Genomic DNA, 15311 nt, shown 5'->3' on the forward strand with positions numbered 1-15311 from the left:
CGATGCGGCCGGGGCGGACCGGGCCCTGTGGACAAGCACGGTCACGGCCCCCGGTGACCGGCCTACTGGTCGGAGGAGAAGCGCACCGACCCGGCCGGGATGTCGGCGTCGCACCAGATGCGGATGCCGCCGCGCAGCTCGTTGTCGGCGCCGATCCGCGCGCCGTCGCCGATGACCGCACCGTCCAGGACCGTACGGGCCCCGATGTGCGCGCCGGCGCCGATCAGCGAGTCACGGATCTGGGCGCCCTCCTCGATGACCGCGCCTTCGAGGACGGCGCTGCCGTCGATCCGGGCGCCGGAGCCGATGACGGTGCGCGCTCCGGCGACGGTGCCGCCGGTGAGCTTGGCGTCGGGGGCGACCTCGGCGGTCTCCAGGACCAGGCGGTCCCCGCGGCGGCCGGGCACCGCCGGGGACGGGGCGCGGCCCAGGACCAGGTCGGCGGAACCGCGGACGAAGGCCTGCGGGGTGCCGAGGTCGAGCCAGTACGTGGAGTCGACCATGCCCTGGAGGTGGGCGCCCTCGGCGAGCAGGCCGGGGAAGGTCTCGCGTTCGACGGAGACCGGGCGGCCGGCCGGGATGGTGTCGATGACGGACCGGTTGAAGACGTAGGCGCCGGCGTTGATCTGGTCGGTGACGATCTCCTCGGGGGTCTGCGGCTTCTCCAGGAAGGCGGTGACCCGGCCGGTGTCGTCGGTGGGGACGAGGCCGAAGGCGCGCGGGTCCTCGACCCGGGTGAGGTGCAGCGAGACATCGGCACCGGAGGTGCGGTGGGTGCCGACGAGGGCCGCGATGTCCAGACCGGTGAGGATGTCGCCGTTGAAGATCAGTACCGGGTCGTCGGGGCCGGAGTGCAGCCGCGAGGCGACATTGCGGATGGCGCCGCCGGTGCCCAGCGGCTCGTGCTCGGTGACGTACTCCAGGTGCAGGCCCAGCGTCGATCCGTCGCCGAAGTACGGCTCGAAGACCTCGGCGAGGTAGGAGGTGGCGAGGACGATGTGCTCGATACCCGCGGCCCGGGCGCGGGCCAGCTGATGGGTGAGGAACGGCACACCGGCCGCCGGGACCATGGGCTTGGGCGTATGCACCGTCAGCGGACGCAGCCGCGTGCCCTTGCCGCCGACCAGGAGGATCGCTTCAGTCACTGTGACCTCTGTTCACTTCTCCGCCCGCTGGGCCTCTCCTGCCCGATGGCGGGCTAGGAGGGAGCAACGGTGCGGCTCTCGTCGTCGACCACAGCCCGGCGGCTGCACGTACGACGCTCACGGAGTCTTCTCTGCTTCCTGCTGGGGTCGGCCGATCGGCCGACCAGTGTAGGCAGACGGGCCGGCAGGCGCCCTCGGCGGTGGGGGGTGCCCCGTGCCGTTCGGATCACGGGGCCGCGCGGGCCGGGAGCGCACACGTCGTGGTCGCCAAGACGTGTCAACGACAGGAACGGTTCAGTGGTCCCTGCAACATGCACCGTGCCGGACGCCCGCAAACCCGGGTGCTGCCGCCCGGCCCGACGGAGCAGGTCAGCGGCCCTGAAGGCCGGCCGCGGCGAGGCGGGTGGCGGCGAGCTTGTTGTAGAGGTGGAGGCCGGGGCAGTCGGTGGTGAAGCCGTCCCGGTGGCCGGAGATGACGTGCAGCGGGACCTTGGCGCCCTTGGGGAAGCGGTTTCCGCCGGCGGACAGCAGCTTCGTCATGGTGCGCGGATCGACACCGTAGAGACCGAGCTTCCAGGCCGTCAGACGGGCGATGGCGTCGATGGCGGGCCGGGGCGGTTCGGTGTCGGTGAAGGCGCCGAGGACGGCGATGCCGGTGCTGTCGGAGTTGAAGCCGAGGGTGTGGGCGCCCATGACGGGCTTGGCGACGCCGCCCGCCCGGCCCTCGTAGACCGTTCCGCACTTGTCGATGAGGAAGTTGTAGCCGATGTCCCGCCAGTGGTTGCTCATGACGTGGAAGCGGTACATGGCGCGGATCAGCGCAGGGGCCTCGTCGCAGGTGTAGTTGTTGCCGGAGCCGCTGTGGTGGACGAAGGCGGCGCGGACGGTGCGGGTGTAGGTGAAGGCCTTTTCGCGCAGATGCTCGTCGGCGCCCCAGCCGGCCCGGGTGACGATGCGGGGGCGCGGTCCGATGGCGGGGTGAGCGGAGGACGGCCCGCCCGCCACGGCGATGTCGGCGTCGGAGGCGGCCTGGTCGAGGGCCGGGATCTCGGTGGCGCCGAGCGGGGCGAGGCCGTCGTTGGCGGCGGAGGCCGCGACGGCCTCGGCGCCGACCGGGGCCGGGGGGTCGGCGTGCGCGCCGCGGACGGAGCGCGGTTTCCTGCCGGGGTCGACGAGTTCCAGCCGTAGCCCGGCCGGGACGGTGGCCGGTGCGCGGTCGTGGGTCTCGGGGGTGATGCGCAGTTGGACGGCGTCGGAGTCGCCCACCCACAACGGCGCGGTGCTGCCCCGTACGCCGCTGCCGTGCCGCTCGGCGGAGCCGAGGTCGGGGGCGTCGTCGTTGTGGACCTGGACGTCCTGCCAGTCGGACCACTGGCCGCCGGTGGCGCGGGTGCGGACCTGGACCCGGCCCCGCAGCTCGGCGGCGGCGTCGTCCCAGACGATCCCGAGCAGGGAGAACGGCCGTACGGTGCGGGCCGGCAGACCCAGCGTCCCGGGGGTGGGCACCGTGGTGGTGTCGCGGTCGGTGGTGTGCGGGCCGGGTGCGCCGAGCGTCGCCACCGGCAGGGACTGGGTGCTGCCCGGCAGATCACCGGTTCTCGTGGCGCCCGGCACGGCGGCCGGGGCGGGGGCGGCGCTCGCACCGGCCGTCGGCGCGAGGGAGAGGGCGAGGGCGGCGGTGCACACGGCGCCGAGGCAGGTCACGAGGAAGGGGCGCATGGACAAAATCCTGGACATGGGCGGACCGAACGCGCCAACGGTGGCCTGACGGGACATCGGCCGATCCGGTGGCCGAAGGCTGCTGTGCCCGGCCCGACGCCGGCCGCCGCCGCGCGTACCCTGGCCGCGATGAACGCCACCGATCGCACCCCCGCCGACCTGCTGAGTTCCGCGCTCGCCGCGGACCCGGCCCGCCCGCTGGTGACCTTCTACGACGACGCCACCGGCGAGCGCGTGGAACTGTCCGTCGCGACCTTCGCCAATTGGGTGGCCAAGACCGCCAACTACCTCCAGGGCGATCTGGCCGCCGAGCCCGGCGACCGGCTCGCGCTGCTGCTGCCCGCGCACTGGCAGACCGCCGTCTGGCTGCTGGCCTGCTCGTCGGTGGGCGTGGTCGCGGAGGTGGACGGCGATCCGGCCGCCGCCGATCTCGTCGTCGCCGGGCCGGACCGGCTCGATGCGGGGCGCGGCTGCTCCGGGGAGCGGGTGGCGCTGGCGCTGCGCCCGCTGGGCGGCCGTTTCCCGCAGCCGCCGGAGGGTTTCGCGGACTACGCCGTCGAGGTGCCGGGCCAGGGCGACCGGTTCGCGCCGTTCGCACCGGTGGACCCGGGGGCCGCGGCCCTGGTGGTCGGCGGCGAGGAGCTGACCGGTGCCGGGATCGTGGCCCGCGCGCTGGCCGACGCGGACGCGGCCGGGCTGCCCGAGGCGCCCCGGGTGCTGTCGGGGCTGCCGTACGACAGCTGGCAGGGCCTGGCGTACGGGCTGTACGCGCCGCTGGCGACCAGCGGTTCCGTGGTCCTGTGCCGCCACCTTGACCAGCTGGACGCACCGGCCACGGCCACCCGCGAGAGCAGCGAGAAGATCACGTTCAGGGCGCCGCTGCCGCACTGAACGGCACTCCCCCGTCCGGCGGACCGGTGGCGCCCGCGGCGGGCCGGTTCGCCCTTTTCGGTCCATGATCTTGAGTACGTACAACCCTGCGCGGGTTTCGTCCGTCTCTTGTTCCGTCCGGGCCCGTGTGCGGGCGCGACGCCGACTCCGTGAGGGATGGACGCACAGGTGACCGAGACCCCCGAACCCCCCAGGTTCGCCGGCTGGGGCGAGCACCCCGCCCGGGGGCCGGGTTCGGGCCGGCCGGGGCCGCCGCGCATTCCGCCCCACCGGTGGGGCTGGCGGCGCTGGGCCGCACTGGGGGCCGCCGGTTTCCTGCTGGGCGGGGCCGGTACCGGCTGGGCGGTGTACACCAAGCTCAACGGCAATATCCACACCGACAGCGCCACCGAGAAAGAGCTGCGGAAGTGGGAGTCCGAGCGGCCCCCGGCGGGCCCGCCGAACGCCGAGAACGTGCTGCTGCTCGGCTCCGACAGCCGTAAGGGCGACAACGGCCGATACGGCCGCAGCACCGGCCAGCGCTCGGACACCACGATGCTGCTGCACCTCGCTTCGGACCGGAGGAGCGCGACCGCGGTGAGCATCCCGCGCGATCTGGTGGTGGCCGTTCCGCACTGCAAGAACCCGGACGCCACGGAGACCGAACCGCGGACGACCCGGTTCAACGAGGCGTTCGCGCTCGGCGGCGCGGCCTGCACGATCCGGACGGTCGAGACGCTGACCGGTATCCGTATCGACCACTACCTGATCATCGACTTCGTCGGCTTCAAGAAGATGGTGGACGCGGTGGACGGCGTCGAGATCTGTCTGACCCGGCCCGTCCACGACCGCGAGGCGGAGCTCTCCCTGCCCGCGGGCCGGCAGACGCTGCACGGCGAGGCCGCGCTCGGATTCGTACGGGCCCGTAAGAGCCTGGGCAACGGCAGCGACACCCAGCGCATGCAGCGACAACAAGACTTTCTTGGCGCTCTCGTGAAGAAAGTGCAGAGTAATGGTGTCCTGCTCAATCCGACCCGGCTGTATCCGGTGCTGGATGCCGCGACCAGTTCACTGACCACGGACGCCGCGCTGGCTTCCCTGAAGGGGCTGTACGAATTGGTGCGGAGCACCCGCAGCATTCCCACCGACCAGGTCCGGCTGATGACCGTGCCACGCCGGGAGTACCGCTACGACCCCAACCGCGATGAGCTGCTCCAGCCGGACGCCGACCGGCTCTTCGGACAGCTGCACAGGGATCTTCCGGTGACGGTGAAGCCCCCGCCCGGCACCGAGGAGAAGCCGGTCCGCACGGGAGACGGAGCACCGTCCGGCCGGGCGGCCGGACCGCCCTCGCCGTCCCCGAGTTCGGGCCCCGCCTTTCCCGGAACGACGGCGGAACACGGGATCTGCGAATAAAGATGCCGCAAAGTACAGCCGGTGACTCGAATGGATTGGGCGGATTGCCCAGTTGTAGGCAAGTGGAATTTGTCACGAGCGTCGCGGGGCGCTGAACTGGGCGGATAGTGTGAGCGATCCGGTCGCAGGACCAGCTGACCGATGAACCATGCAATGCACGATCGACCGACCGAGCGCCTTGAGGGGATGGCGCCGCGTGGCACCGACGGAGGACTCAAGGCACCGTGGACGCGCAAGGCCGTGGGCGGGCGGGCGACAACAATGTCGATCCCGCCGATCAGTGGGTGTTCGACCCGAACACCGGCAATTACGAGCTGCGGCTTGACCAAGCAGGTCAAGCCCCCGCTCGCCCCGCCGACCGCAAGACGGCGGGCTCCAGACGCGCCGCGGGCAGGTCCGGCGGCGACACCGACACCCGGCCGCTGCCGACCCAGCGTGCGCGCGGGGACGAGAGCGCCGATGACGACGAGCGCCCCGGCGGCCGTGCGTCCCGCCGGGCGGCCGGCAGCCGTGCGGCGGCAGCGGCGGCGGGCCCGGCCGGCCGTCGTAAGCGCAAGCCGAAGAAGTCCGGCAAGCAGAAGGCGCTGTACTGGACGGCCGGTGTGGTGGGCTTTGTCCTCGTCGCCGGCTGCGGTGGCGCGTTCTACCTCTACCAGCAGCTGAACGGGAACATCTCCAAGGTCGACGTCGGTGTGGAGAACGACGCGGTCTCCGACGGCCCGGTCAACGTCCTCATCATCGGCACGGACGCCCGCTCCGGGAAGGGCAACTCCGGCTACGGCGACGCCGGCAGCGTGGGGCACGCGGACACCACGATCCTGATGCACATCTCCAAGGACCGGTCGAACGCCACCGCGCTGAGCATCCCGCGCGACATGATCACGGACATCCCGACCTGCCCGACGAAGCAGAAGGACGGTTCGACGAAGAACATCCCCGGCGAGCACGGGGTGCGCTTCAACACGAGCCTGGGCCAGGAGGGCCGGGACCCCGGCTGCACCTGGCGCACCGTCGAGAAGCTGACCGGCCTGAAGATAAACCACTTCATGATGGCCGACTTCAATGCGGTCAAGTCGCTGTCCACCGCGGTCGACGGCGTCGAGGTGTGTGCGGGCAAGGACCTCAACGACCCCAAGTCGCACCTGAAGTTGAAGGCCGGCCGGCACATCGTCAAGGGTGAGCAGGCACTGGCCTTCGTCCGTACCCGGCACGCCATCGGGTTCGGCAGTGACCTCGACCGGATCAAGATGCAGCAGCAGTTCCTCAGCTCGCTGATCCGCAAGCTGAAGTCCAGCGCCTTCAGCAGCCCCGGCAAGCTCTACGACGTCAGCCAGGCGGCGACCAAGGCACTCACCGTCGACACCGGTATCGGCAGCGCGAACAAGCTGCTGGATTTTGGTACCGATCTCAAGAAGGTCGACATCGACAAGGTCACCTTCGCCACGGTGCCGGTGCTGGACAACCCCGACGACCCGGCCACCGTCATCCTCAACAAGACCGCGGCGGACCCGCTGTTCGCGATGGTGCGAGCCGACCACGCGCTGGCCAAGGGCAAGAAGGGCAAGGGCAAGAAGTCCGCTCCGGCGAAGAAGGCTCCGCCCGAGCAGGTGCGGGTCGACGTCACCAACGGCGGCGGGCCCATCGGCTCGGCCCAGGAGACCGTGGACTGGCTCCAGAACAACAAGGCCGCCAAGCTCTCCACCAACGCCGGCAACGCGCCGGCGAAGCTGGCCGCCACCCGCCTCGAATACGCGCCCAACCAGGCCGACCAGGCCGCCACCCTGGCCGACTGGATGGGGCTGCCCAAGAGCGCGCTGAAGAAGTCCTCGCAGAACGCCGGTGACCGCGTACCGATGAAGCTCACCCTCGGCAAGGACTTCAAGGCACCGGGCTCGCCGATCGAGGCGCCGACCGAAACCCCGGACGGGGTGCAGAACGTCAATGCAGATGACAAGAACGTCTGCGCGAAGTGACCTGAGCGGGATCCGGCCGCCCCGCGGAGGCGCCGAGCGCACCACCGGACCGAAAACGGGGAGAGAGCCCAATGCGGCAGAGCAGTGTGCGTGGTGACCGATCACGCAGGCGACGCCAACCGGATGCACAGGAGCCGGGCTTGGACGACGGTCCGTACCAGGACCAGGGGCTGCCGCCGGACGCACCCGGCTGGACGCCCCCCGCGGGCGGTGCCGTGTCCTCCGGTGACGGGGATGCGCCCGCCGACGGGGGCGGGCACCGCAAAGGGGGCCGGCCGCGCGGCGGCAAGGGCCGCAAGGTGCTGCGCTGGACCGCCCTCACCGTCGCCGTCCTGATAGTGGGCGGCGCGGGCGCCGGATACTGGTACTACGAGCACCTCAACGCGAACCTCCGCAAGGCACCGAGGTCCCTGGGCGGGGGCGGTCTGAAGAAACCGGACCCCAATGCCTTCGGGCAGAGCCCGCTGAACATCCTGCTGCTGGGCTCGGACGGCCGGAACAGCAAGAAGAACATCGAGCTCGGCGGCGCCCGGCAGGACGCGGACCGCAAACCGCTCGCCGATGTGCAGATGCTGCTGCATGTCTCCGCCGACCGCAGCAACATGTCGGTGATCTCCATACCCCGGGACACCCGGGTGACGATCCCCGAGTGCACCGACCCGAAGACCCGCAAGGTCTATCCGCAGACCTCAGCGGCCATCAACGAGTCGCTCCAGCACGGCGGTCCGGGCTGCACGCTCGCCACCTGGCAGGAGCTGACCGGCATCTACGTCGACCACTTCATGATGGTCGACTTCTCCGGCGTGGTGGACATGGCGGACGCCATCGGCGGTGTCCCGGTCTGCGTCGACAGAAACGTCTACTCGCACGACAGCAAGGGCCATGGCAGCGGGCTGCGGATGGAGAAGGGCACCCATCCCGTCAAGGGCGTGCAGGCGCTCCAGTGGCTGCGTACCCGCTACGGCTTCGAGGACAACACCGACATCGGCCGGGCCAAGGCCCAGCACATGTACATGAACTCGATGGTCCGTCAGCTGAAGAAGGGCACCAAGCTCTCCAACCCGGGGCAGCTGCGTGACCTGGCGGAGGCCGCGACCAAGGCACTGACCGTCGACGACGGCCTCGACACCGTCAAGAAGCTCTACGACCTGGGCGGCGACCTCAGCCGGGTGCCGACCAAGCGGATCACGATGGTCACCATGCCCTGGCAGTACAGCCCCGACGAGTCGTATGTCATGCCCAAGCCCGGCGACGCGGAGGCGACCTTCGGGCTGCTGCGCAACGACACCGCGCTGGACGGCAAGGACAAGAAGAAGAAGGCGACGCCGGACCCCGAGCCGTCGACTCCCAAGGCGCAGCTGAAGGTTGTGGTGCAGAACGGCACCAACAGCACGGTGAACGGGCCGGTCTCCGGCCGCGCTTCGGTCGTCCAGCAGCGGCTGTCCGGTCTCGGCTACTCCGCGGCCGGCACCGACTCCGCGCTCACCACCCAGGCCGACACCACCATCACGTACCGGGACAAGGGGCAGCGCGGCGACGCCCTGGCGCTGGCGAAGGCGCTCGGACTGCCCAAGAGCGCGGTACGGGAGTCCAGTTCGGCCACCGGGATGCGGCTGGTGGTCGGCAACGACTGGCGCAACGGCTCGGCGTACCCGAAGAAGTCGGGCGAGGAGAAGGCCGCCGACAAGGCCCCGGACAGCGCGGATGCGCTCAACGGCGAGGACTCCAAGGCCTGCATGAAGGTGAATCCGCAGTACACCTTCTAGGGCCGGCGCCTGACGGGCCGGTGCCTGACGGGGACGGTGCCTACGGGGGCTGCCGGCGGCCCTGTGGGTTTTTTCCCCGCCGCCCACCCCCCTTCGGGGGGTGGGCGGGTGTAGAGGGGAGGTTTGCCGAAGCGGCCGGTCCAACTCGGCGCGGGCTTGCTCCGTCCCGGCCTGCCCTGCCTGCTCCGCCGTGCCCTACTCCGTCCCGGCCTGCCCGGCCCGCTCCGCGCCTTGGTCTACTCCGCCCCGGCCCGCTCCGCCCCGGCCGCCGGGGGCATGACCGCCGGGCGGCGGCTGGCGATGACCCTCTTGGCGAGCGAGCGGGGGCTGGTCAGGAAGCCGATGCCCCAGGTCAGGTGCATGGTGGCCAGGGCGAGGGGGATCTGGGCGCGGGCCTTGAGGGACAGGCCCTTGCCGGCGGGCAACGACCCCGCGGTGATGGCCGCGAGATAGCCGGCCGGCACGACCAGGCCCCAGGGGGTGACCGCCGCGCCGACGACCAGGCCCGCCGCGATGGCGCACACCGCGGTCGGCGGCGCGAGATAGCGCAGGTTGATCGAACCGGCGTGGTAACGGGCGACGACGTGCCGCCACTTGCCGTAGTCCTTGTACTGCTTGGCCAGCGCCTTCACGCTCGGCCGCGGGCGGTACTGCACCCGCAGCTCGGGCGAGAACCAGATCTGCCCGCCGGCCTCACGGATACGGAAGTTCAGCTCCCAGTCCTGGGCGCGGATGAACTCCTCGTTGTAGCCGCCCTGCTGCTCCAGCACCTCGCGGCGGAAGACGCCGAGGAAGACGGTCTCGGCGGGGCCGGCCTGCCCGCCCGTGTGGAAGGCGGCATTGCCCACGCCGATCTTGGAGGTCATCGCGGCGGCGACCGCGTCCTCCCAGGCATTCTCCCCCTCGGCGTGCATGATGCCGCCGACGTTCGCGGCGCCGGTCTCCTCCAGGAGGCGCACGGCGGTGGCGATGTAGTTCGGCGAGAGCATGCCGTGGCCGTCGACGCGGACCACGATCGGATGCCGGGACGCCTTGATCGCGGCGTTCAGTGCCGCGGGGGTACGGCCGGTGGGGTTCGGCACCGTGTGCACCCGGGCATCCTCGGCGACGAGCTCGGCGGCGATCTCGTCCGTACGGTCCGCGGACGGGCCGAGGGCGATCACCACCTCCATCTCACCGGCGTACTCCTGCTCCAGGATGTGCCGGACCGAGTTGCGCAGGTGTCGTTCCTCATTGAGCACCGGCATGATCACGGAGACGGCCGGGGGCTGCTGCTGCGGCATGGTTCCTCAGGGGTACGGCCCGCGGCGGAGCCGCCAGCGACGGCAGCGCCCGCCGGGAGACTGCAGAATCGCGCCTCACGTTACCGCGAATGGGGGACGGCGTCGGACGCAGCCGGGTGGGCCGGAAACGGATGTCCGGCGTGTGGCGCTTTGCATCCGATCATATGGACTTACATTGCTCTCGCCGCATTCGCCCCTGATCGTCCCCTGCCCACCCTCATCCGCTCCCCCCGCCGGGCACCGATCACGCCCGTCCAGCCGCGGAGGTGTCCCCGTGACCGCGCCGTTCCGCTCCCCCCGTCCGGCCAGGCGCCGGGCCCGGTCCGGCCCGCGCCGGCGACCGCCGGGCCCGCGCTGGGGGCTGCGGATCGGCGCCGTCACGTCCGTGCTGGTGCTGGCCGCGAGCGGCGTCGGGCACGCCGTGGTCACCGGTGTGGAGAGCGGTATCGGCCGGGTGGACGCCTTCACGGGCATGAGCGACCGGCCCGGGGGCGGCGACGGCCTGAACTTCCTGGTCGTCGGCACCGACGGGCGCGACAAGCTCACCCCCGCGGAGAAGCAGAAGTACCACCTGGGCGGCGCGCCCTGTCACTGCACCGACACCCTGATGCTGGTGCACCTCTCCGCCGACCGGGACCGCGCCAGCGTGGTCAGCCTCCCCCGCGACTCCTATGCCGAGGTCCCCGCGCATACGGACGCGGTGACCGGCGGACAGCGCGCCACGCACGCCATCAAGCTGAACGCGGCCTACGCCGAGGGCGGCCCCAGCCTGACCGTGCGGACCGTCGAGCACATGACGGGGGTGCATATCGACCACTACCTGGAGGTCGACTTCACCAGCTTCATGCGCAGCGTGGACGCGGTCGGCGGGGTCGAGATCTGCACCGTACGGCCACTGCGCGACAGCTATACGGGCCTGGATCTGCCGGTCGGCAAGTCGAAGCTCAACGGCGGCCAGGCGCTCCAGTACGTGCGCTCACGGCATATCGACGGCTCCGCCGACCTCGGCCGGATGCAGCGCCAGCAGCGTTTCCTGGCCGCCCTCATCCACAAGATCACCTCCTCCGGAGTGCTGATGAACCCGATCCGCTTCAGGGACGTCGCCGACACGATGCTCAAGTCGGTACGGGCCGACTCGGGCTTCGCGGCCAATGACCTGGTCGATCTCGGGCAGGCCATGCGTGGCTTCACCCCCTCGTCCTCGGAGTTCACCTCCGTCCCCCTGGGCAATGTGGCCCAGCCGGTGCCGGGGGTCGGCTCGACCGTGCGGTGGGATCCGGTGCAGGCACCGAAGCTCTTCCAGGCGATCCGCGAGGACAAGCCGATCGCGATGCACCGGGACCGCAAGGAGTCACGGGCGAGGGTCGTGGACGTACCGCCGGGACAGGTCCAGGTGCAGGTCGGCGACGGCAGCGACCGGCCCGGCCCGGCCGCCAAGGTGACCGGCGCCCTGCGCGCCACCGGCTTCGCCGCCCCGGCCGCCCCCGCCGCCGCCACCGCCGCCCCCGCGGCCGGCCCCTCTCCCGGCACGCCGCCCCGTACGGTCATCGCCTACGACCCGCGCTGGGACCGTTCGGCCCGCTCGCTGGCCGTCGCGCTGCCCGGCGCCGAGCTGCGCCCGGTGGCCGGGCGGGGGCCGGTGATGCAGGTGACGGTCGGCCGGGGCCGCCAGGCGGTGCAGCGGGTACGGGCCGAGGAGCCGCCGCAGAAGCCGGGCGGGATCTCGGCGATCACCGGCGACGAGGCGGTGTGCCCATGAGCGAGCGCAGCGGGAGCAGGGAAGGGTGCGCGCCTCGCGAGCGCGGGACCGGGCGAAGCGAGGGTGCGGCATGAGCGTCCCCGCGCCCCGTCGCACCGCGGCCAGGCCGCCCGCGCGCCGCCCGGACCCCCGCCGCGACGCACGCCGGATCGCGGTGGCCGTGGCGGCGATGTGCCTGGTCGCGGCCACCGCCGCCACGGCACCGGCGGCGCCCGCCGAGCCGACCGGCTGCGGGGACCTGGTGCGCGGTCAGCTGTGTCTGCGCGGTCCGGTGGGGGCCGACGGTACGTACACCGCGACCTACCGGCGGTACGGCGTGCCGGCGCGTCGCGAGGCGGCTGCCGCCGGGGCGGTGGCGGGCGACGGGCGGGCGGCCGGGCGGGACGCGATCACCGTGCGGCTCGGGTATCAGCGCAGGAACGACCGGATCACCGCCTTCCCGGGCTGGTTCGGCACCCGGCGGACACAGGGCGGCACCGTCGTGCTGAGCGGCCGGGTGGAGATGCTCGCGGATGAATGCATCCGGGGCGTCATGGAGCGTGGCGAGACGGTCTATGTCACCAAGTGGAGCTGTAGCTGACGTCCGGAGGACCTTCATGCTCTTGATGTCCTGGATGCTCCGGATGTTCTGGATTGCCTGAAAGGGGCGCATCGTGTGGCAGGTTGTGCTGGGCGTCACCCCCACCACGGTGGCGCTCTTCGTGGTGCTGTCCCTGGCGGTGGCCATGGCGCTCGCCCTGTGGACGGCGCTCGTCCCCGGCGGTGCCGCGCCGCGCACCGCGGCCCGGACGGCGCTCGCCGGGTGGCTGCTGCTGCTTCTGGTGGTGACGCTCGCGCCGAGCCAGCCGATCGGCTCCACGGACGCCACGGTGTGGTGGCGGCCCGGTGAGGGGCTGTTCGACCTGGGGGCCCAGCTGGAGCCGGGGGAGCTGACGATGCTGGTGCGGCGGCAGGTCGCCGATGCCGCGCTGTTCGTGCCCCTGTCGCTGCTGCTGAGGTTCGCGGCGCCGCGCGCGTCGGCCGCCGTGGCGTTCCTGCTGGGCGTGGGCCTGTGTCTGGTCACCGAGACGGCGCAGGTGCTGATGCGGGCCGGCCGGGTCGCCGATATCGACGATGTGATCTGCGCGGCGGCCGGCACGGTCATCGGGTCGGGACTGGCGCTGCTCGGGCAGCTGGCGGTCGCCGCTATGCGTCGTCGAGGCCTTCCGCGGCGCGCCGTTCACGCAGCTCCATGATCGCGCGCCGCCGGGCGAGGCGGTGCGTCCGGCGGATCTGCGCCTCCTGGTAGCGGCGCTTGTCCCGCTCGGTCTCGGGGAGCACCGGCGGCACCCGGCGCGGCTTGCCCTGCTCGTCGACGGCGGCGAAGACCAGGTAGGCGGAGCCGACCTGCTGGGGCGGGAGGGATTCGTTCCAGCGCTCGGCCAGGACCCGTACGCCGACCTCCATCGAGGAGCGGCCGGTCCAGTTGACCTGGGCGCGCACATGCACGAGGTCGCCGATCCGGACGGGTTCGAGGAAGGCCATCTCGTCCATGGAGGCCGTCACGGCGGGCCCGCCGGAGTGGCGTCCGGCCACGGCGCCCGCCGCATCGTCGACGAGCTTCATGATCACGCCGCCGTGCACCGTTCCCAGCAGGTTCGTGTCACCGGCCGTCATGATGTGGCTGAGTGTGATGCGGGATACGGACGTGGGCTTGCCCACAACCTCGCCCTCGGGGTTGTCGGTGACGAGTTCGGTCATGCAGCCAGCCTAAGTGTCGGCCGAAGGGCACCGCCCCGCGCCGATCGTGAGACTGGTCTCGCCGTTTGCGCAGGTCCGTGACGCAGGTCTCACGCCTCACGCCGGAAACCATCCGGAATGGTTGCTTCCATTCATGCAGGTCGGAATGGTCACGGCCGCTTGCGGTATGCGGCGGAAGGCCGCCGTAGCTTTGCATCAGCTCTGCAACAGCCATGGCCCGATCCCGCACCCGCTCTATGGAGTACCCCTCTGCGGCATGCACACTTCCCCGTATGAATGAGTGGCCCAATGGGTGGTCCGGCGACCAGAGCGGCAACCGGTACGGACACGGCAGCGGCAGTGCCGAGCCGGAGGGTGCGCGCGCGATGCCACGGGTGCAGCGCGACGCAGGCCCCGGCTATCAGCGGCACGAGCCTCCGCTGCCGCCGTCGATGTCCCCGCGCCGTGGCGCGGCCGTGCCGCCGCAGCAGTCCCAGGGCTACGACGACGCATACGACAACGGCTACAACACCGGCCAGGTCTACGGCGGCGGCCGTGGCGGCGGTGACGGCTACGACGACGGTCCCGGCCGCGGCGGCCGGCCGCGCCCCCGCTGGGGCAAGCGCATCAAGTGGACGGTCATCACCCTGGTCGCCGTGCTGGCGGTCACCTCGGTGGCCACCTACTTCTGGGCCGACGGCAAGCTCCGCCGCAAGGTGGACCTGAGCAAGGTCATCGACCGGCCCGTGACGGGCGACGGCACGAACTACCTGATCGTCGGCTCGGACAGCCGCGAGGGCATGTCCGCCGCGGACAAGCAGAAGCTGCACACCGGCTCCGCCGCGGGCAAGCGCACCGACTCGATGATGATCCTGCACGACGGCAGCAACGGCCCGACGCTGATATCCCTGCCGCGCGACTCGGACGTGGAGATACCCACCTACGTCGGCTCGGACTCCGGCAAGAAGTACCCGGGCACCGGACGGCACACCAAGCTCAACGCGGCCTACGCCGAGGACGGCCCGGAGCTGCTGACGCGCACCGTCGAGTACAACACCAAGCTGCACATCGACCACTACGTCGAGATCGGCTTCGCCGGCTTCGCCAACATCGTGGACGCCATCGGCGGCGTCGAGATGGACATCCCCAAGGCGTTCAAGGACAAGAGCTCCGGCGCCGACTTCCCGGCCGGCAAGCAGACGCTGAACGGCCAGCAGGCGCTCGCCTTCGTCCGGACCCGGCACGCCTTCGCCGGACAGGACCTGGACCGGACGAAGAACCAGCAGAAGTTCCTGGCGACCCTGGCGAGCCAGACCGCCACCCCCGGCACCGTCCTCAACCCGTTCAAGCTCTACCCGACGATGAGCGCCGGCCTGGACACCCTCATCGTCGACAAGGACATGGGCCTGTGGTCCCTGGGCAACATGTTCTTCGCGATGAAGGGCGTGACCGGCGGCGAGGGCAAGTCGATGAACATGCCGATCTCCGGCAGCACCGGCGGCAACCTGGTCTGGGACAAGGCCAAGCTCCGCCAGCTGGTCCAGCAGCTGAACAACGACGAGAAGGTCACGGTCTCCGGCAACTGACCGGCGGCCCACCGCACCAAGAAGGGGCCCCGGACCGCCACTGCGGTCCGGGGCCCCTCTGCTGTGCCCGATTCC

12 protein-coding genes are annotated in these 15311 nt (G+C 71.5%); 8 read left to right on the forward strand and 4 right to left on the reverse strand.

What is annotated here, in order from left to right; all coding sequences use genetic code 11:
* Positions 1-62: 62 nt before the first annotated feature.
* Both M8I34_RS24835 and M8I34_RS24840 read right to left on the reverse strand, forming a co-directional pair.
* On the reverse strand, positions 63-1145 hold the full coding sequence (locus tag M8I34_RS24835; RefSeq protein WP_250052604.1) for an NDP-sugar synthase: 1083 nt from the start codon (positions 1143-1145) through the stop codon (positions 63-65).
* 369 nt (positions 1146-1514) lie between these two features.
* On the reverse strand, positions 1515-2882 hold the full coding sequence (locus tag M8I34_RS24840; protein WP_250052606.1) for an N-acetylmuramoyl-L-alanine amidase: 1368 nt from the start codon (positions 2880-2882) through the stop codon (positions 1515-1517).
* A gap of 111 nt (positions 2883-2993) precedes the next feature.
* Between M8I34_RS24840 and M8I34_RS24845 the strand changes: the two genes are divergently transcribed.
* The 4 genes from M8I34_RS24845 (at position 2994) to M8I34_RS24860 (ending at position 8889) form a co-directional block, all read left to right on the forward strand.
* Entirely contained in the window at positions 2994-3755 is a 762-nt protein-coding gene (locus M8I34_RS24845; RefSeq protein WP_250052608.1) for a TIGR03089 family protein, read from the forward strand.
* A gap of 168 nt (positions 3756-3923) precedes the next feature.
* Positions 3924-5150, forward strand: a complete 1227-nt coding sequence (locus M8I34_RS24850; RefSeq protein ID WP_374210983.1) for an LCP family protein — start codon at positions 3924-3926, stop codon at positions 5148-5150.
* A gap of 224 nt (positions 5151-5374) precedes the next feature.
* Entirely contained in the window at positions 5375-7123 is a 1749-nt protein-coding gene (locus tag M8I34_RS24855) for an LCP family protein (protein ID WP_250052611.1), read from the forward strand.
* 71 nt (positions 7124-7194) lie between these two features.
* Complete coding sequence (locus tag M8I34_RS24860; protein ID WP_250052613.1) at positions 7195-8889, forward strand: LCP family protein; 1695 nt, start codon at positions 7195-7197, stop codon at positions 8887-8889.
* Positions 8890-9125: 236 nt separating this feature from the next.
* Here M8I34_RS24860 and M8I34_RS24865 read toward each other — a convergent pair whose 3' ends face one another.
* Positions 9126-10172, reverse strand: a complete 1047-nt coding sequence (locus M8I34_RS24865; protein WP_250052622.1) for a glycosyltransferase family 2 protein — start codon at positions 10170-10172, stop codon at positions 9126-9128.
* Positions 10173-10446: 274 nt separating this feature from the next.
* Between M8I34_RS24865 and M8I34_RS24870 the strand changes: the two genes are divergently transcribed.
* The 3 genes from M8I34_RS24870 to M8I34_RS24880 all read left to right on the forward strand — a co-directional run bounded on the left by M8I34_RS24870 (position 10447) and on the right by M8I34_RS24880 (position 13166).
* Positions 10447-11931: an LCP family protein gene (locus M8I34_RS24870; RefSeq protein WP_250052625.1), complete on the forward strand. Its 1485-nt coding sequence runs from the start codon at positions 10447-10449 to the stop codon at positions 11929-11931.
* Positions 11932-12001: 70 nt separating this feature from the next.
* Complete coding sequence (locus tag M8I34_RS24875; RefSeq protein WP_250052626.1) at positions 12002-12511, forward strand: hypothetical protein; 510 nt, start codon at positions 12002-12004, stop codon at positions 12509-12511.
* A 73-nt stretch (positions 12512-12584) separates the two neighbouring features.
* Positions 12585-13166, forward strand: a complete 582-nt coding sequence (locus tag M8I34_RS24880) for a VanZ family protein (RefSeq protein WP_250052628.1) — start codon at positions 12585-12587, stop codon at positions 13164-13166.
* Here M8I34_RS24880 and M8I34_RS24885 read toward each other — a convergent pair.
* Complete coding sequence (locus M8I34_RS24885) at positions 13117-13671, reverse strand: acyl-CoA thioesterase (protein WP_244414481.1); 555 nt, start codon at positions 13669-13671, stop codon at positions 13117-13119. The genes M8I34_RS24880 and M8I34_RS24885 overlap by 50 nt on opposite strands.
* Positions 13672-13943: 272 nt before the next feature.
* Here M8I34_RS24885 and M8I34_RS24890 point away from each other — a divergent pair, with 272 nt between their 5' ends.
* Positions 13944-15236: an LCP family protein gene (locus M8I34_RS24890; protein WP_250052629.1), complete on the forward strand. Its 1293-nt coding sequence runs from the start codon at positions 13944-13946 to the stop codon at positions 15234-15236.
* The last annotated feature ends 75 nt before the right edge of the window (positions 15237-15311 follow it).

The organism is Streptomyces sp. MCA2, from assembly GCF_023544705.1.
Taxonomy (GTDB): Bacteria; Actinomycetota; Actinomycetes; order Streptomycetales; family Streptomycetaceae; genus Streptomyces; species Streptomyces decoyicus.